Source organism: Pseudoalteromonas sp. MMG007 (genome assembly GCF_018100985.1).
Classification (GTDB): Bacteria; Pseudomonadota; Gammaproteobacteria; order Enterobacterales; family Alteromonadaceae; genus Pseudoalteromonas.
This window is the reverse complement of record NZ_JAGJEI010000026.1, coordinates 1-13,547: the sequence shown is the minus strand read 5'-3', so window position 1 is coordinate 13,547 and position 13,547 is coordinate 1. Positions and strand designations below refer to the sequence as shown.

Genomic DNA, 13,547 nt, shown 5'->3' with positions numbered 1-13,547 from the left:
TACGCTAAAAACACAACATAACTAGCACTTTTTTAACATTTTAGGTGTGTTAATTGGTTTATATAGAGAGTTTATTGAAACAGCTTTATATAGAAACTTGCGCCCCACACGATCATAACGATCAACAATGAAAGTGTTACAGCTGCAGATCCCATATCTTTTGCCCGGCCTGATAGCACATGACGCTCAGTACTAACGCGATCTGTTAATGCTTCGATTGCTGAATTAAGTAGTTCTACAATTAATATGATCAGTAATGTACTTACTAATAATGCCCAATGTAATACTGATGTAGCTAACCAAAATGAAATAGGCAGCAACACTACACTAAGTACAAGCTCTTGCCTAAAGGCTGCTTCTTCTTTGAAGGCTGCTTTAAAGCCAAGGTAAGAACAATACGTTGCTTTAAAAACTCGCTTTAGGCCAAGACCATTTGGCTTGAATACATCTTTCATTTGTTAGCTCTGTTAATAATAGTCAAAAGAAAGCCCCGCTTAGCGAGGCTTTTAAAATTTATATTTACGCGACACCGTATTGATCACGATACGCTTTAACAGATGCTAAATGCTCATCCATTGTGCCTTGGCTTTCAAGGTAACTAATTAGATCTGCCAACTTTACAATTGAGATCACTTTGGTATTAAAGTCGCGCTCAACCTCTTGAATAGCTGAAAGCTCAGCTTTACCTTTTTCTTGGCGATCGAGTGCTATTAGTACGCCACTTAAGTCTGCGCCATTATCTGCAATGATTTCCATTGATTCACGAATTGCAGTACCCGCGGTGATCACATCATCCACCAGCATGATTTTACCATTTAATGGCGAACCTACTAATGTACCACCTTCACCATGTGCTTTTTTCTCTTTGCGGTTAAAACAGTAAGGCACATCTTTGTCATAATGATCAGCCAAAGCAACCGCAGTTGTTGTTGCAATTGGAATACCTTTATAAGCAGGACCAAATAAAACATCGTAATCTATTGCTGCATCTTCCAAAGCAGCAGCATAAAAGCGCCCTAAACGCGCTAAGTCACGACCCGTATTAAAAAGACCTGCATTAAAGAAGTACGGACTAGTACGGCCTGATTTAAGGGTAAACTCACCAAACTTCAGTACCTGCTTTTCAAGAGCAAATTCAATAAACTCTTTTTGATAATCTTTCATTGGGTTACTCGCTTATGCTAACGCTTGTTTTTGTACGTCGATGATCTCACGGATTGAATGCTTGGCTAACGTAAGTAGCTCATCTAACTCGTCGAATGAGAATGGTTCGCCCTCTGCGGTACCTTGTATTTCAATAATTTTACCTGTTTCGGTTAAAATTACGTTCATGTCAGTCTCAGCGGCAGAGTCTTCAATATACTCTAAATCACTAATTGCTTGGCCGTTGTAGATACCAACCGAAATAGCAGCAATCATATGTTTAAGAGGATTTGAATTGATCATCCCTTTTGCACGCATATGGGTAAGCGCGTCAACTAAAGCAACACATGCACCACTGATAGATGCCGTACGCGTTCCGCCGTCGGCTTGGATCACGTCACAGTCTATAGTAATCGTGTTTTCGCCAAGCGCTTTTAAGTCTACAGCAGCTCTTAATGCACGCGCAATTAAGCGTTGAATTTCCATTGTACGACCGCCCTGTTTACCACGTGCCGCTTCGCGAGCATTACGAGTATGCGTTGCGCGAGGTAACATGCCATATTCAGCATTAACCCAACCCTTGCCTTGACCTTTCATGAAACGAGGAACACCCGCTTCAACAGTTGCAGTACAAAGTACTTTGGTGTTACCAAACTCTACTAGTACTGAGCCTTCAGCATGTAAAGTGTAATTACGTGTAAATGTAACAGGTCTAATTTGGTTAGGTGTTCTTTCGCTTGGACGCATGGACGATCCCCTTTATTCTGAATTTGCGACATTATAAGTGCATGTGAAGGTAGATGCCATGCTGATTGTAAAATATTCAGCCTAATAAATTTTCCCTAGAGGTTAAGTGGTGTTACGGTATAATCACTGCAATATTGAATTTACAAATTTTAGGAACCTATCCATGATCCACAGTATGACTGCTTATGCACGTCACGAAGTAAAAGGCGACTGGGGCACAGGCACTTGGGAAGTACGCTCAGTGAACCAGCGCTACCTTGAAACATTTATTCGCGCACCAGAGCAATTTCGTGGCATGGAGCCAGTGATTCGCGAACGATTACGTAAGCATCTACAACGCGGTAAAGTTGAAGTGTTTTTAAAATTTGTGGCAAACCCAGCCCATGTTGGCGAGCTTTCAATTAATGAATCACTCGCTGAGCAATTAATAAATAGTGCTAAATGGGTGCAGCAACAAAGTAATGGCGACATTAACCCTGTTGATATATTGCGTTGGCCTGGTGTTATGGAAGCACAAGAAATAGATTTAGATACTGTAAATAAAGCGCTTATTACAGGATTTGACCAAGTAATAGAAGATTTTAAATCTGCTCGTGGTGATGAAGGTGCAAATTTAGAAGAAATGATTGCAACTCGCCTGGATGCAATACTTGAGCAAGTTGATTTAGTAGAAACTCATATGCCAGAGATTGCAAAATGGCAGCGTGAAAAACTTAACCAAAAGCTTGAAGACTTAAAAACAGACATTGACGAATCTCGCCTTGAACAAGAGCTTATTTATCTTGCTCAAAAACAAGATGTTGCCGAAGAACTAGACCGCTTAAAATCGCACGTTAAAGAAACACGAAAAATTCTTAAAAAAGGCGGAGCATGTGGCCGCCGTTTAGATTTTATGATGCAAGAGTTTAACCGCGAAGCAAACACTCTAGCCTCTAAGTCTATTAATAGTGATATTACTAATGCAGCTGTAGAGCTAAAAGTGCTCATTGAGCAGATGCGAGAGCAGATTCAAAATATTGAATAATGCTATTTCAATTTTGTGACTCACTTGAGCACAATTAGCTAAATAAAGTACAATAGTGTCATTAAAGGCTTGGGTTATTTTTGTAACTCAAGCCTGTTTATTTTTAAGTAGAGAAAAACATGGCTCAAACTCGCGGAAACTTATTTATCTTATCTGCGCCTTCTGGTGCGGGTAAATCTAGCTTAATTAATGCATTACTAAAAAAGCATGACGATATGAAAGTATCAGTATCGCATACTACACGCTCACCTCGCCCTGGTGAAGAAAACGCGGTCCACTATCACTTTGTAAGCGCCGATGAATTTAAAGCGTTAATTGCCAAAGATGATTTTTTTGAGTGGGCTCAAGTGTTTGATAACTACTACGGCACATCAAAGCAAGCAATTGAATCACAGCTAGATGCAGGTATTGATGTATTTTTAGATATTGATTGGCAAGGCGCGCAACAGGTTCGTAAGATTATGCCAAGCGTACAGACCATTTTTATTTTACCGCCTTCAAAAGAAGAACTTGAGCAGCGTTTAAATAATCGCGGACAAGACTCAGCTGAGGTAATTGCTGGGCGAATGGCACAAGCACAATCAGAAACCTCGCATTATAATGAATACGACTTTGTAGTTGTAAATGATGAATTTGATACTGCTCTTAGCGATATAGAAACTATTGTGATGGCTCAGCGTTTAACGTTAAAAGCGCAGCAAAACCGCCATCAAAACTTACTAAGCAGCTTACTTAAATAACTAAGCGGCGTTTAAATCAATATTAGATATGTAAAACTGATAAAAATTAACCACTGGCTATTGGCGAAACTTACTCCTTGGAGTAAACTACGCCTTTGCTTTTAAAATATTTTGGAGTGCTGAGATGGCTCGCGTAACAGTTGAAGATGCAGTAGATGCAGTTGGTAATCGTTTTGACTTAATTTTAGTTGCGGCTCGTCGTGCCCGCCAAATTGCTGTTGGTGGTAAAGATCCACTAGTAGATCCTGAAAACGATAAACCAACGGTAGTTGCTTTACGTGAAATTGAATTAGGTTTAGTTGATAGTTCATCAATGGACGTAATTGACCGTGAAGAACAACAACACCAAGAAGCAGCTGAATTAGCTGCTGTTGCTGCCATTGTTGGTGGCAACCAGTAATCGACCTCCCGGTCTGATTTAGCCAACGGCGCAGTATTTCTACTATACCCGTTGGCAATCCTCTCTTTTCATCGTATATTCTTAACTTACCGTTACCTAATTTGCTTCACGAGAACATTGGAGTGTGAATGTATCTTTTTGAAGGTCTTAAAAAGAAAATCTCAGAATACTTGCCCGCTGCTGATGTAGAGCTGGTTCAAAAATCTTACGTGGTAGCCCGAGAGGCCCATGAAGGACAAACTCGCTCGAGCGGCGAACCTTACATTACTCATCCAGTAGAAGTAAGCCAAATTCTTGCAGGAATGCACCTAGATCATGAAACGCTCATGGCCGCGCTGATGCATGATGTAATTGAAGACACCGATTTTAGCCAACAAGATTTAGCTGAAATTTTTGGTGAAACAGTGGCCGAACTCGTTGAAGGTGTAAGTAAGCTCGATAAGCTTAGCTTTAAAGATAAAAAAGAATTCCAAGCTGAAAACTACCGTAAAATGATTATGGCTATGACCCAAGATATTAGGGTTATATTAATCAAACTTGCTGATAGAACACATAATATGCGTACATTGGGCGCCCTACGCCCTGATAAGCGTCGACGTATAGCACGCGAAACGCTCGAGATTTACGCACCAATAGCAAACCGTTTAGGTATTCACGATATTAAAAATGAGCTTGAAGATTTAGGTTTTCAGGCTTTATACCCTATGAGACACCGTGCGCTTAAATCAGAAGTTGCTAAAGCGCGTGGTAATCGTAAAGAAGTTATTTCTAATATTCAAAGCGAAATAGAAGCACGTCTTGAAGAGTCGGGAATTAAAGCCACCGTATCAGGACGTGAAAAGCACCTATATAGTATTTATAAAAAAATGCTTAATAAAGAGCTGCTATTTAACGAAGTTATGGATATTTACGCGTTCAGAATTGCCGTTGATTCTATGGATACGTGTTATCGCGTGTTAGGTGTTGCACATAACCTTTATAAGCCAATTGAAACGCGCTTTAAAGACTATATTGCGGTGCCAAAAACAAATGGCTACCAGTCTTTACATACTTCTTTAGTTGGCCCGCACGGAATACCTGTTGAGATTCAAATTCGTACCCACGATATGGATCATATGGCTGATAAAGGTGTCGCTGCACATTGGATGTATAAAAAAGCAGGTGATGGTGCTGGAAATACAGCCCAGCAACGTGCTCGTCAATGGATGCAAAGTTTATTAGAACTACAGCAAAGCGCTGGCTCATCATTCGAATTTGTTGAAAACGTAAAAACTGAGTTATTCCCAGAAGAAATTTACGTGTTTACGCCTGATGGTCGCATAGTAGAGCTACCAATGGGCGCTACTGCTGTTGATTTTGCTTATGCGGTACATACTGATGTAGGTAATACGTGTGTAGGTGCACGTGTTAACCGTAAGCCACACCCATTAAGTAAGCCGCTTGATACTGGGCAAACCATAGAGATAATAACAAGCTCAGGGGCCCACCCTAATGCGACTTGGTTAAACTTTATTGTTACTGGTAAAGCTCGTTTGGGCGTTCGTAATTACCTAAAAAGCCAACACCACGAAGAAGCGATGCTTTTAGGTCGCCGTTTACTTGATTCTGCGTTAGGCGAAAACAAGCTCGATAGTATTGCCGATGAAAACATTGCCAGAGTACTTGAAGAGCATGAGCTATCTACAGTGCTTGAGTTACTTGTTGAAATTGGCTCTGGTAATTTAATGAGCGTATTAATCGCTAAACGTTTATTGCAAAACGACAATGACGATCTAACAGATATAACTAACCAAACCAAAGCGACCATTATTGGTACAGAAGGCATGTTAGTAAATTACTCTAAATGTTGTCGTCCTGTACCAGGTGATGCTATTACAGCACATATTAGCCAAGGTAAAGGTCTTACAGTTCACCGTCAAGAATGTAAAAACATTCGCGGCTGGGAAAGTGAGCGCTCTAAGTACTTAGTTGTAAAATGGGACGATAACCCAGAAAAAGAATACATTGCAGCTCTAAGAGTTGAAATTATTAATCATCAAGGGGCATTAGCTAAATTAACCAATGTCGTCGCTACAACCCAAGCCAACATTGTAGAAATTGCCACTGATGAAAAAGAAAGTAATTTATACGTGATAGATCTAGGAGTCACCGTTAAAAACCGTGTCCATGTTGCCAACATTATGCGCCGCATTCGCGTTATGCCTGATGTGCAAAAAGTCTATCGTAAAAAGTAAAATAGGAAAAACATGAATAAAGCATTTATCTCTACCGACAAAGCACCTGCAGCAATTGGTACATATAGCCAAGCAGTGAAAGTTGGCACTGCTGTTTACTTATCAGGTCAGATCCCATTAGTGCCTGAGACTATGGAAATGATCTCAGAAGATTTTAGTGAACAAACACATCAAGTATTCAAAAATATTACTGCCGTATGTGAAGAAGCTGGCGGAAAAATTCAAGATTTGGTAAAAATTAATATCTACCTTACTGATTTATCAAATTTTGCTACAGTTAATGAAGTAATGAGTCAGTACTTTAAACAGCCTTACCCTGCACGCGCAGCATTAGGTGTTAGAGCGTTACCAAAAGGTGCGCAAGTTGAAATAGATGGCATTATGGAGTTGCCTTCTACTAACTAAGCTTGACAGGCTATGGATCTGCTCCATAGCCTTATTCCTGTCTTTAAACTTCGGTTTCTCTCATTTCTTGACTCAAATACTATTTTCTAGCACTCTGTAATTGTTTTATAAAAAATTTAACTTAAGTAGTAGAAAAGGATCAACTAGTGTTTAAGCTCGCTCAAAACGGCAATGTTTTACTCGATATAGGAGCACACGTACCTCCTAGTGCTGCATTTATTATTGAGGCTCTCGAAAAGTCGACTTTTTGCGACTGTAAAATCGAGCATGACTCAATTAACAATTTTTTTAAAAATGATAGCACTGATAAAACACTCGTAGTTGCAACCAAGCATAATGCCATTTTAAATGTCACTATTAGCGATGATAAAATGCAAGCTATAGGCGAGCTTACACTTGCTCAGGGCGGTAAATTATTAAGTTTAGAAGAGGCAAAAAAACAACTCATAAAAGCTGGTATTGTTCGTGGATATAAGCAAGCTTTTTTAGAACAGTTATTGCAAAAGCAATTTGATAACGAAGCCGGAACATTAGTCAAAGGTATTTTAGCCAAAGGTAGGCTCCCAAGTGACGGTTTAGCAACTAAGCTCATAACCACAGTAGAAACTCTAAAAGATCGCTTAAAAGCACCAAAGCTAAAAGAAGATGGCAGTGTTGATATGCGTGACTTTGGTAAGCTGGCGAGTGTGGAGCCCGGCTCTGTACTTATTCGCCAACAACCAGCGACTCCAGGTAAAGAAGGTTTTACAGTACTAGGCGATATCCTCCCAGCTAAAGCGGGGGATAGCAAACAGTTGGTCGCCGGTGAAGGCACTGAAATATCAAAAGTTAATCCGCTAGAACTGGTATCTACTATTGCGGGTGTACCTGTTGAAATTAATAATGGTATGCGCGTAGATGATATTTTTACCATATCAGATGTCACTGTTAAAAGCGGTCATATTGATTTTGAAGGCAGTGTCATTGTTACTCGCAATATAGAGCCTGGGATGAAAGTAAGCGCTAAAGGCGACATCACTATTTTTGGCACAGTGGAATCAGGCGAGCTTACTGCTGGCGGTAACATTACTGTTAAGCAAGGTATTATTGGCCATCAAAAAGCTGATGATAAAACGCTTTCTTGTAAGTTAATTGCCCAGGGTGATATTCATGTGTCTCACTCACAATATTGCTATTTAGAGGCACACAATATTTTTATTGAACGTCAAACAAGCCACTGCGTAATGAAAGCAAAACGGTTGTTGCAGGTTGGCCAATCTGATGCCCCTAAAGGTAAAATATTTGGTGGTGAAATACTTGATGCCACAACATTAATCGCCGGTGAGATTGGTAATGAGTCAGGTGCTAAAATGACTATTAACTTGGCGGCATCGGGAGCAGAGATTACAGCTAACACAGACAATTGCTTTAGAGACTTAGCTAAAACAGATGAGCAGCTAGATACACTTCAAGCCGCTCTAGAAAAAACAGACTTAGTAAAAGATGCAGAAAAAAAGAAACTGTTAATTACTAAAATTGGCGCAACTCAGCAACATTACTGCCAACAAGCAGAGCAACTAGAAAAACACCTATCAGCATTAGATCATGACTTGCACGACCTGTTGAGCGATGCCAACCTTGCTGTGAACTTAGTGTTACACTCGGGGGTAGAAATTCATATTTTTGATAAAGTACTCAAAACTACGCGCAACTACCCACCATGTAATGTAAAACTTATAAATAATAAAATTGAAGTAGAATTTAAAACGCATTAAGTAATGAGTGCTCACAGAGTACTCATTATATTTTACAGCAAACCAACGACTGCATCATGTGTATGCTGCGGCCACACACCAACTTGTACTTGTCCTATATGTTGTTTTTGAAGCAATAACATAGCTAAACGCGACTGCCCTATTCCACCCCCTATAGTTTGTGGGAACTCGCCTTGTAAAAGCGCTTTATGCCAATCAAATGCTAAACGGTCTTCATCATTAGTTATGCTCAGCTGCGCCTTTAATACTTCTGGGCTTACGCGTATGCCCATTGATGATATTTCAAATGCATCATCTAACACAGGATTCCATACTAAAATATCACCGTTCAAGCCTTTATAATCATCAGCTGTAGGTGTAGACCAATCATCGTAATCTGGTGCTCTTACATCATGAATTTTACCATCCCCTAACGCACCACCAATACCAATTAAAAATACCGCACCGTACTCTTGTGCAATGGCTTTTTCGCGTTGCTTAGCGTTAAAATCAGGGTACATTTTACGTAAATCTTCACTATGTACAAACGTTATATCGCTTGGTAAAAACGTGTTTATGCCAAAGCTATCACTTACAAACTGCTCTGTTTGCTTAATGCCAGTGTAAATAGCTTTAACTGTATCTTGTAATCTAGAAAGCGTACGTTCACTGCGTTGGCAAATTACTTTCTCCCAGTCCCATTGGTCAACATACACAGAATGGATTGGGCTTAATGAGTCTTCATCTGGGCGCAGCGCTTTCATTTGTGTATAAATACCTTCTCCAGCTTTAAAACCATAAGTAGCGAGCGTTTTACGTTTCCATTTAGCAAGCGAGTGCACAACTTCATAGCTGCTATCACTTATCGCTTTAACATTTACAGCAACTGCATTTTCGTGGCCGCTAAGGTTATCTTGTGTGCCGTCCCCCACTTTAGCCAAAATAGGGGCTTGTACTTCAATTAGCCCTAATTGCTGCTCTAATTGCTGCGAGAAAAACTGCTTAACTTTGCTTATTTGCTGCTGTTGCTGCACATAGTGTGAACTCATAATAATTGGCCTCATTCCCAGTTATTGTTACTTGCTTATTTATGAAAAGCACCTCACTGGCGCCTTTAATGAGGTTACTGTAACGATTTAAACTTTTAATTCAATAACCCACAATAAAAATAGCTTTATCTTATTAAATCAATTAATTTAAGGCCTATTAAAATGAGAATTCACTAATTTAAGTGAGATAATATAATGAATAATTATTTAATCGATAATCTCGATAAACAGATACTTCACGCATTAATGGCAAATGCCCGTACAGCCTATGCGGAATTAGCAAAAAAATTCAACGTTAGTGCGGGTACGATTCACGTGCGAATAGAAAAAATGAAGCAAGCAGGCATAATCACCGGAACCCAATTAACGATTGATACTAAACAGCTTGGTTACGATGTATGTTGTTTTATAGGTATTAACTTAAGTAACGCACGCGATTACCCACAAACACTTATTAAATTAGAAGCTCTAGAGGAAGTAGTAGAAGCTTATTACACCACGGGCAACTACAGTATATTTATAAAAGTAATGACGAAATCAATTGATCATCTGCAAGATGTGTTGATTAATAAAATACAAGCAATAGAGGCAATTCAATCAACAGAAACCCTAATTTCTCTGCAAAACCCAATTAGCCGTACGGTAATGCCTTAAGCGCAAAAATCTCGTATAATTGCCAAAAAAAGAGGATAACCATGCAGCAAACTCGCTATCAAAGAATTGAGGGTGTACTTTCACGCCGTCAAACAGACTTAACCGTATGTTTAGAAGACGTACATAAACACCACAATTTATCTGCTATTGTGCGAAGCGCCGACGCTGTTGGTTGCCACCATGTTCATGCTGTGTGGCCAGAAAACCAAAAATGGTTAACTAACAATACCTCTGGTGGCAGCAAAAATTGGCTAGATACGCACCTTCACAAAAATATTGATGATGCTGTTGCTTTAATGCGTGAGCATAACCCTGATGTACAAATACTAGCAACTCACCTTAGTGAAGATGCCGTCAATTACACAGAAATCGACTATACAAAACCAACTGCAATAATTGTAGGTCAAGAAAAAACAGGGATTTCTGAGCATGCGTTAAAACATGCAGATCAAAATATTATTATTCCAATGCAAGGTATGGTGCAGTCACTTAATGTATCTGTTGCTGCAGCACTTATTTTATTTGAAGCACAAAACCAACGACAAAAAGCCGGTATGTATAACCGTAATATGTTAAGTGATGAAATTAAGCACCCTATGTATTTTGAAGGCTACCACCCTGTTATTGCCAAACAATGCAGAATGAAAAAGTTGCCTTACCCGCCACTTGATGAAAATGGTGAAATAATTGCGAGTGAACAATTTTGGCAAGCGTTAAAACATACTTGATGGACTAAGGCTCTGTAAGTACACTTAACTCACTCACATATAATAAGATTAGATCAAACTTGTCTAAACCTAGCTTAAACCAATACCCAATTACAGAACTCAAAGGGGTCGGCCCAAAAATGGCTGAACGTTTGTTAAAGCTAGGTATTATTACAGTACAAGACATGCTATTTCACCTTCCTCTTAGATACGAAGATAGAACTCGCCTTTACGCCATTAATGAGCTTGCACTACACAGTCATGTAAGTGTCGAAGCAACCATTGAAACAAGCCAAATTACATTTGGTAAAAGGCGTATGCTAGTTGTTCAAATAAACGATGGTACAGGTAGACTAACATTACGTTTTTTTAATTTTACCGCAGCGCAAAAAAACGCATTTAGTGCCGGTAAAATAATACGTTGTTTTGGTGAAATACGCCGCGGGCGTGTTGGCTTTGAAATGAGCCATCCTGAATATAGCATTAGTGATACACCTGATGAGCAACCTACCGCTACGACGCTTACCCCTGTATATTCAACAACAGAGGGGTTAAAGCAATTATCAATTAGGGCTCTGAGTGACCAGGCTATTGATTTACTCAACAAATATTCAGTAGATGAACTACTACCTGTAAAATGGCAGCCATCAAGTATGGCATTAAGTGACGCTTTATTATTACTGCATCGCCCACCAAATGATGTTGATGTAACTGCACTTGAGCAAGGTACTCACCCTGCCCAGCAACGTCTCGTATTTGAAGAATTACTTGCGCAAAACCTCAGTTTATTAAAAGTACGCGAACAAGGGCAACAGGTTAAAGCCGTAGCTTTAAATCCAGTAAACACTCTAGAAAGCCAATTTTTAGAACAACTTCCTTTTGCACCAACCAATGCACAAAGCCGTGTAGTGGCTGAAATCAAAGGTGATATGCAACACGCTCACCCCATGATGCGTTTAGTGCAAGGCGATGTAGGTTCAGGTAAAACTCTAGTAGCAGCACTTAGTGCATTAACAGCTATAGCTCAAGGGTTTCAAGTTGCTTTAATGGCACCAACAGAAATTCTGTCAGAACAACATGGTGTTAATTTTACGGCTTGGTTTAATCAGCTAGGTATAACAGTTGCTTGGCTTGGCGGTAAAACAAAGGGTAAAGAGCGCGTAGAAACACTTGAAAAAATAGCCTCTGGTGAAGCCCAAATGATTGTAGGTACTCACGCTTTATTTCAAGACGAAGTTAAATTTAATAACTTAGTGCTTATAATCATTGATGAACAACATCGCTTTGGTGTGCATCAGCGCCTATCTCTTCGCGAAAAAGGCAAGTTTGGTGATTGCTACCCTCATCAATTAGTCATGACAGCAACGCCTATTCCACGGACGCTTGCCATGACCGCTTATGCTGATTTAGAAACCTCTGTGATAGATGAGTTACCACCTGGGCGTACGCCCATAACCACAGTAGCACTTCCCGATACTCGCAGAGACGATATAATAGCGCGCGTTAGGTTGGCTTGTAATGAACAAGGCAGACAAGTTTACTGGGTTTGTACACTTATTGATGAATCTGAAGCCCTCCAATGTCAAGCTGCAGAAGATAGCGCTCTGCAATTAAAAGAGGCACTCCCTGAATTAAATGTAGGTTTAGTGCACGGGCGTATGAAATCAGCAGAAAAACAGGCCATTATGAGTGAATTTAAAGCGGGTAATATCCACGTTTTAGTCGCTACCACGGTTATTGAAGTCGGCGTAGATGTACCAAACGCTAGCTTAATTATAATAGAAAACCCTGAGCGCTTGGGTTTAGCACAGTTACACCAATTACGTGGTCGAGTAGGTCGTGGTGCCACGGCATCGCACTGCGTCCTTTTATATCACGCCCCTCTATCTCATACTGCGCAAAAGCGCTTAGGTGTATTAAGAGATAGTAACGACGGATTTGTCATCGCAGAGCGCGATTTAGAGATACGCGGCCCAGGTGAAGTACTTGGCACTAAACAAACAGGCTTAGCAGAATTTAAAATAGCAGATTTAACACGAGATAAACAAACACTAAGCCAAGTTAGACCAATTGCTCAACAAATGCTTAAACAGCACCCTAATTTAGTAGAGCCTCTCATTCAACGTTGGTTAGGCAATAAATCAAACTACGCACAAGCATAACCCGCCATACACATTCCGGCATTACTCTACACAATATATAATTTACTAAATGTAGAAACTCACCTTCTGGCTAGAGATACTTGGGAGCTAATTAATAAAAAAGTTAATTACTCACTTTCCTTCAAGCATAAAAAGCTCGACGCTTTCAAGTTAGGTTTGCCTTACTTGACGCCGCTGCAGGATGTCATAATGCTCACAGTGGTGGGAAGCCAAATAGCAAATGCTACACTATCGTTGTATCCAGAGTCGTTACGCTCGCCAGTCCTACGTGATAGGGGCTTGATGAGTGTCTATCAATTGTGCGTATTTCACTTTTCTTCAGACGTGAAAAAGCCCGACTCTTTCGAATCGGGCTTTCTACAATTTGAAGCCTGGTAATGCCCTACTTTCATATAGCAAATGGGATACTATCATTGTGTCGGGGCGGCCTTCCGCGGGGCTCGCCTTCGAGCTGTTTTTTTTCACTACTGATTTTGGCATGGCCTCTTAGCTATTTACTAAACGCCAGACAGCAAAAAACCCGTCACATTTCTGTAACGGGTTTCTTTA

13 protein-coding genes are annotated in these 13,547 nt (G+C 40.1%); 9 read left to right on the top strand and 4 right to left on the bottom strand.

The features are described from left to right. Positions 1-71 precede the first annotated feature (71 nt). The 3 genes from J8L71_RS18165 to rph all read right to left on the bottom strand — a co-directional run bounded on the left by J8L71_RS18165 (position 72) and on the right by rph (position 1,890). Positions 72-455, bottom strand: coding sequence for a diacylglycerol kinase (locus tag J8L71_RS18165; protein WP_211001772.1), 384 nt, complete (start codon positions 453-455; stop codon positions 72-74). 64 nt (positions 456-519) lie between these two features. Next, positions 520-1,164, bottom strand: a complete 645-nt coding sequence (gene pyrE, locus J8L71_RS18160) for an orotate phosphoribosyltransferase (protein WP_211001771.1) — start codon at positions 1,162-1,164, stop codon at positions 520-522. A gap of 12 nt (positions 1,165-1,176) precedes the next feature. Next, positions 1,177-1,890 carry a ribonuclease PH gene (gene rph / locus J8L71_RS18155; protein ID WP_104641824.1) on the bottom strand — a complete coding sequence of 238 codons (714 nt, stop codon included), beginning with the start codon at positions 1,888-1,890 and terminating at the stop codon, positions 1,177-1,179. 163 nt (positions 1,891-2,053) lie between these two features. Between rph and J8L71_RS18150 the strand changes: the two genes are divergently transcribed. The 6 genes from J8L71_RS18150 (at position 2,054) to J8L71_RS18125 (ending at position 8,447) form a co-directional block, all read left to right on the top strand. Then, positions 2,054-2,914, top strand: a complete 861-nt coding sequence (locus J8L71_RS18150) for a YicC/YloC family endoribonuclease (protein WP_211001770.1) — start codon at positions 2,054-2,056, stop codon at positions 2,912-2,914. A 119-nt stretch (positions 2,915-3,033) separates the two neighbouring features. Then, complete coding sequence (gene gmk, locus J8L71_RS18145; protein ID WP_058548746.1) at positions 3,034-3,654, top strand: guanylate kinase; 621 nt, start codon at positions 3,034-3,036, stop codon at positions 3,652-3,654. A 124-nt stretch (positions 3,655-3,778) separates the two neighbouring features. Further along, positions 3,779-4,054 (top strand): DNA-directed RNA polymerase subunit omega, encoded by a 276-nt coding sequence (gene rpoZ, locus J8L71_RS18140; RefSeq protein ID WP_058548747.1) that lies wholly within the window; start codon positions 3,779-3,781, stop codon positions 4,052-4,054. Positions 4,055-4,182: 128 nt separating this feature from the next. Further along, complete coding sequence (gene spoT, locus J8L71_RS18135) at positions 4,183-6,288, top strand: bifunctional GTP diphosphokinase/guanosine-3',5'-bis pyrophosphate 3'-pyrophosphohydrolase (RefSeq protein ID WP_211001769.1); 2,106 nt, start codon at positions 4,183-4,185, stop codon at positions 6,286-6,288. 12 nt (positions 6,289-6,300) lie between these two features. Beyond that, positions 6,301-6,693 (top strand): RidA family protein, encoded by a 393-nt coding sequence (locus J8L71_RS18130; RefSeq protein ID WP_024600049.1) that lies wholly within the window; start codon positions 6,301-6,303, stop codon positions 6,691-6,693. A gap of 146 nt (positions 6,694-6,839) precedes the next feature. Continuing rightward, positions 6,840-8,447: a FapA family protein gene (locus tag J8L71_RS18125; RefSeq protein ID WP_211001768.1), complete on the top strand. Its 1,608-nt coding sequence runs from the start codon at positions 6,840-6,842 to the stop codon at positions 8,445-8,447. A 32-nt stretch (positions 8,448-8,479) separates the two neighbouring features. Here the strand turns inward: J8L71_RS18125 and asnA are convergent, their stop codons facing one another. Further along, entirely contained in the window at positions 8,480-9,475 is a 996-nt protein-coding gene (gene asnA / locus J8L71_RS18120; protein ID WP_211001767.1) for an aspartate--ammonia ligase, read from the bottom strand. 195 nt (positions 9,476-9,670) lie between these two features. On the opposite strand from asnA, the gene asnC reads away from it, so the two are divergent. Genes asnC through recG form a run of 3 tightly spaced genes read left to right on the top strand, consistent with a single transcriptional unit; the run spans position 9,671 to position 12,998 of the window. Beyond that, positions 9,671-10,129 (top strand): transcriptional regulator AsnC, encoded by a 459-nt coding sequence (gene asnC / locus J8L71_RS18115; RefSeq protein WP_138683883.1) that lies wholly within the window; start codon positions 9,671-9,673, stop codon positions 10,127-10,129. Between the two features lie 41 nt (positions 10,130-10,170). Next, the gene (trmH, locus tag J8L71_RS18110) at positions 10,171-10,857 is read left to right on the top strand and encodes a tRNA (guanosine(18)-2'-O)-methyltransferase TrmH (RefSeq protein ID WP_058548752.1); all 687 of its coding nucleotides are present in this window, start codon (positions 10,171-10,173) and stop codon (positions 10,855-10,857) included. Positions 10,858-10,916: 59 nt separating this feature from the next. Further along, on the top strand, positions 10,917-12,998 hold the full coding sequence (recG, locus tag J8L71_RS18105) for an ATP-dependent DNA helicase RecG (protein ID WP_211001766.1): 2,082 nt from the start codon (positions 10,917-10,919) through the stop codon (positions 12,996-12,998). Positions 12,999-13,547: the final 549 nt, after the last annotated feature.

Excerpts from the sequence above, each read along its gene's own strand:
- J8L71_RS18165 (WP_211001772.1), bottom strand. The coding sequence starts at position 455 with ATGAAAGATGTATTCAAGCCAAATGGTCTTGGCCTAAAGCGAGTTTTT.
- pyrE (WP_211001771.1), bottom strand. The coding sequence starts at position 1,164 with ATGAAAGATTATCAAAAAGAGTTTATTGAATTTGCTCTTGAAAAGCAG.
- rph (WP_104641824.1), bottom strand. The coding sequence starts at position 1,890 with ATGCGTCCAAGCGAAAGAACACCTAACCAAATTAGACCTGTTACATTT.
- J8L71_RS18150 (WP_211001770.1), top strand. The coding sequence starts at position 2,054 with ATGATCCACAGTATGACTGCTTATGCACGTCACGAAGTAAAAGGCGAC.
- gmk (WP_058548746.1), top strand. The coding sequence starts at position 3,034 with ATGGCTCAAACTCGCGGAAACTTATTTATCTTATCTGCGCCTTCTGGT.
- rpoZ (WP_058548747.1), top strand. The coding sequence starts at position 3,779 with ATGGCTCGCGTAACAGTTGAAGATGCAGTAGATGCAGTTGGTAATCGT.
- spoT (WP_211001769.1), top strand. The coding sequence starts at position 4,183 with ATGTATCTTTTTGAAGGTCTTAAAAAGAAAATCTCAGAATACTTGCCC.
- J8L71_RS18130 (WP_024600049.1), top strand. The coding sequence starts at position 6,301 with ATGAATAAAGCATTTATCTCTACCGACAAAGCACCTGCAGCAATTGGT.
- asnA (WP_211001767.1), bottom strand. The coding sequence starts at position 9,475 with ATGAGTTCACACTATGTGCAGCAACAGCAGCAAATAAGCAAAGTTAAG.
- asnC (WP_138683883.1), top strand. The coding sequence starts at position 9,671 with ATGAATAATTATTTAATCGATAATCTCGATAAACAGATACTTCACGCA.
- trmH (WP_058548752.1), top strand. The coding sequence starts at position 10,171 with ATGCAGCAAACTCGCTATCAAAGAATTGAGGGTGTACTTTCACGCCGT.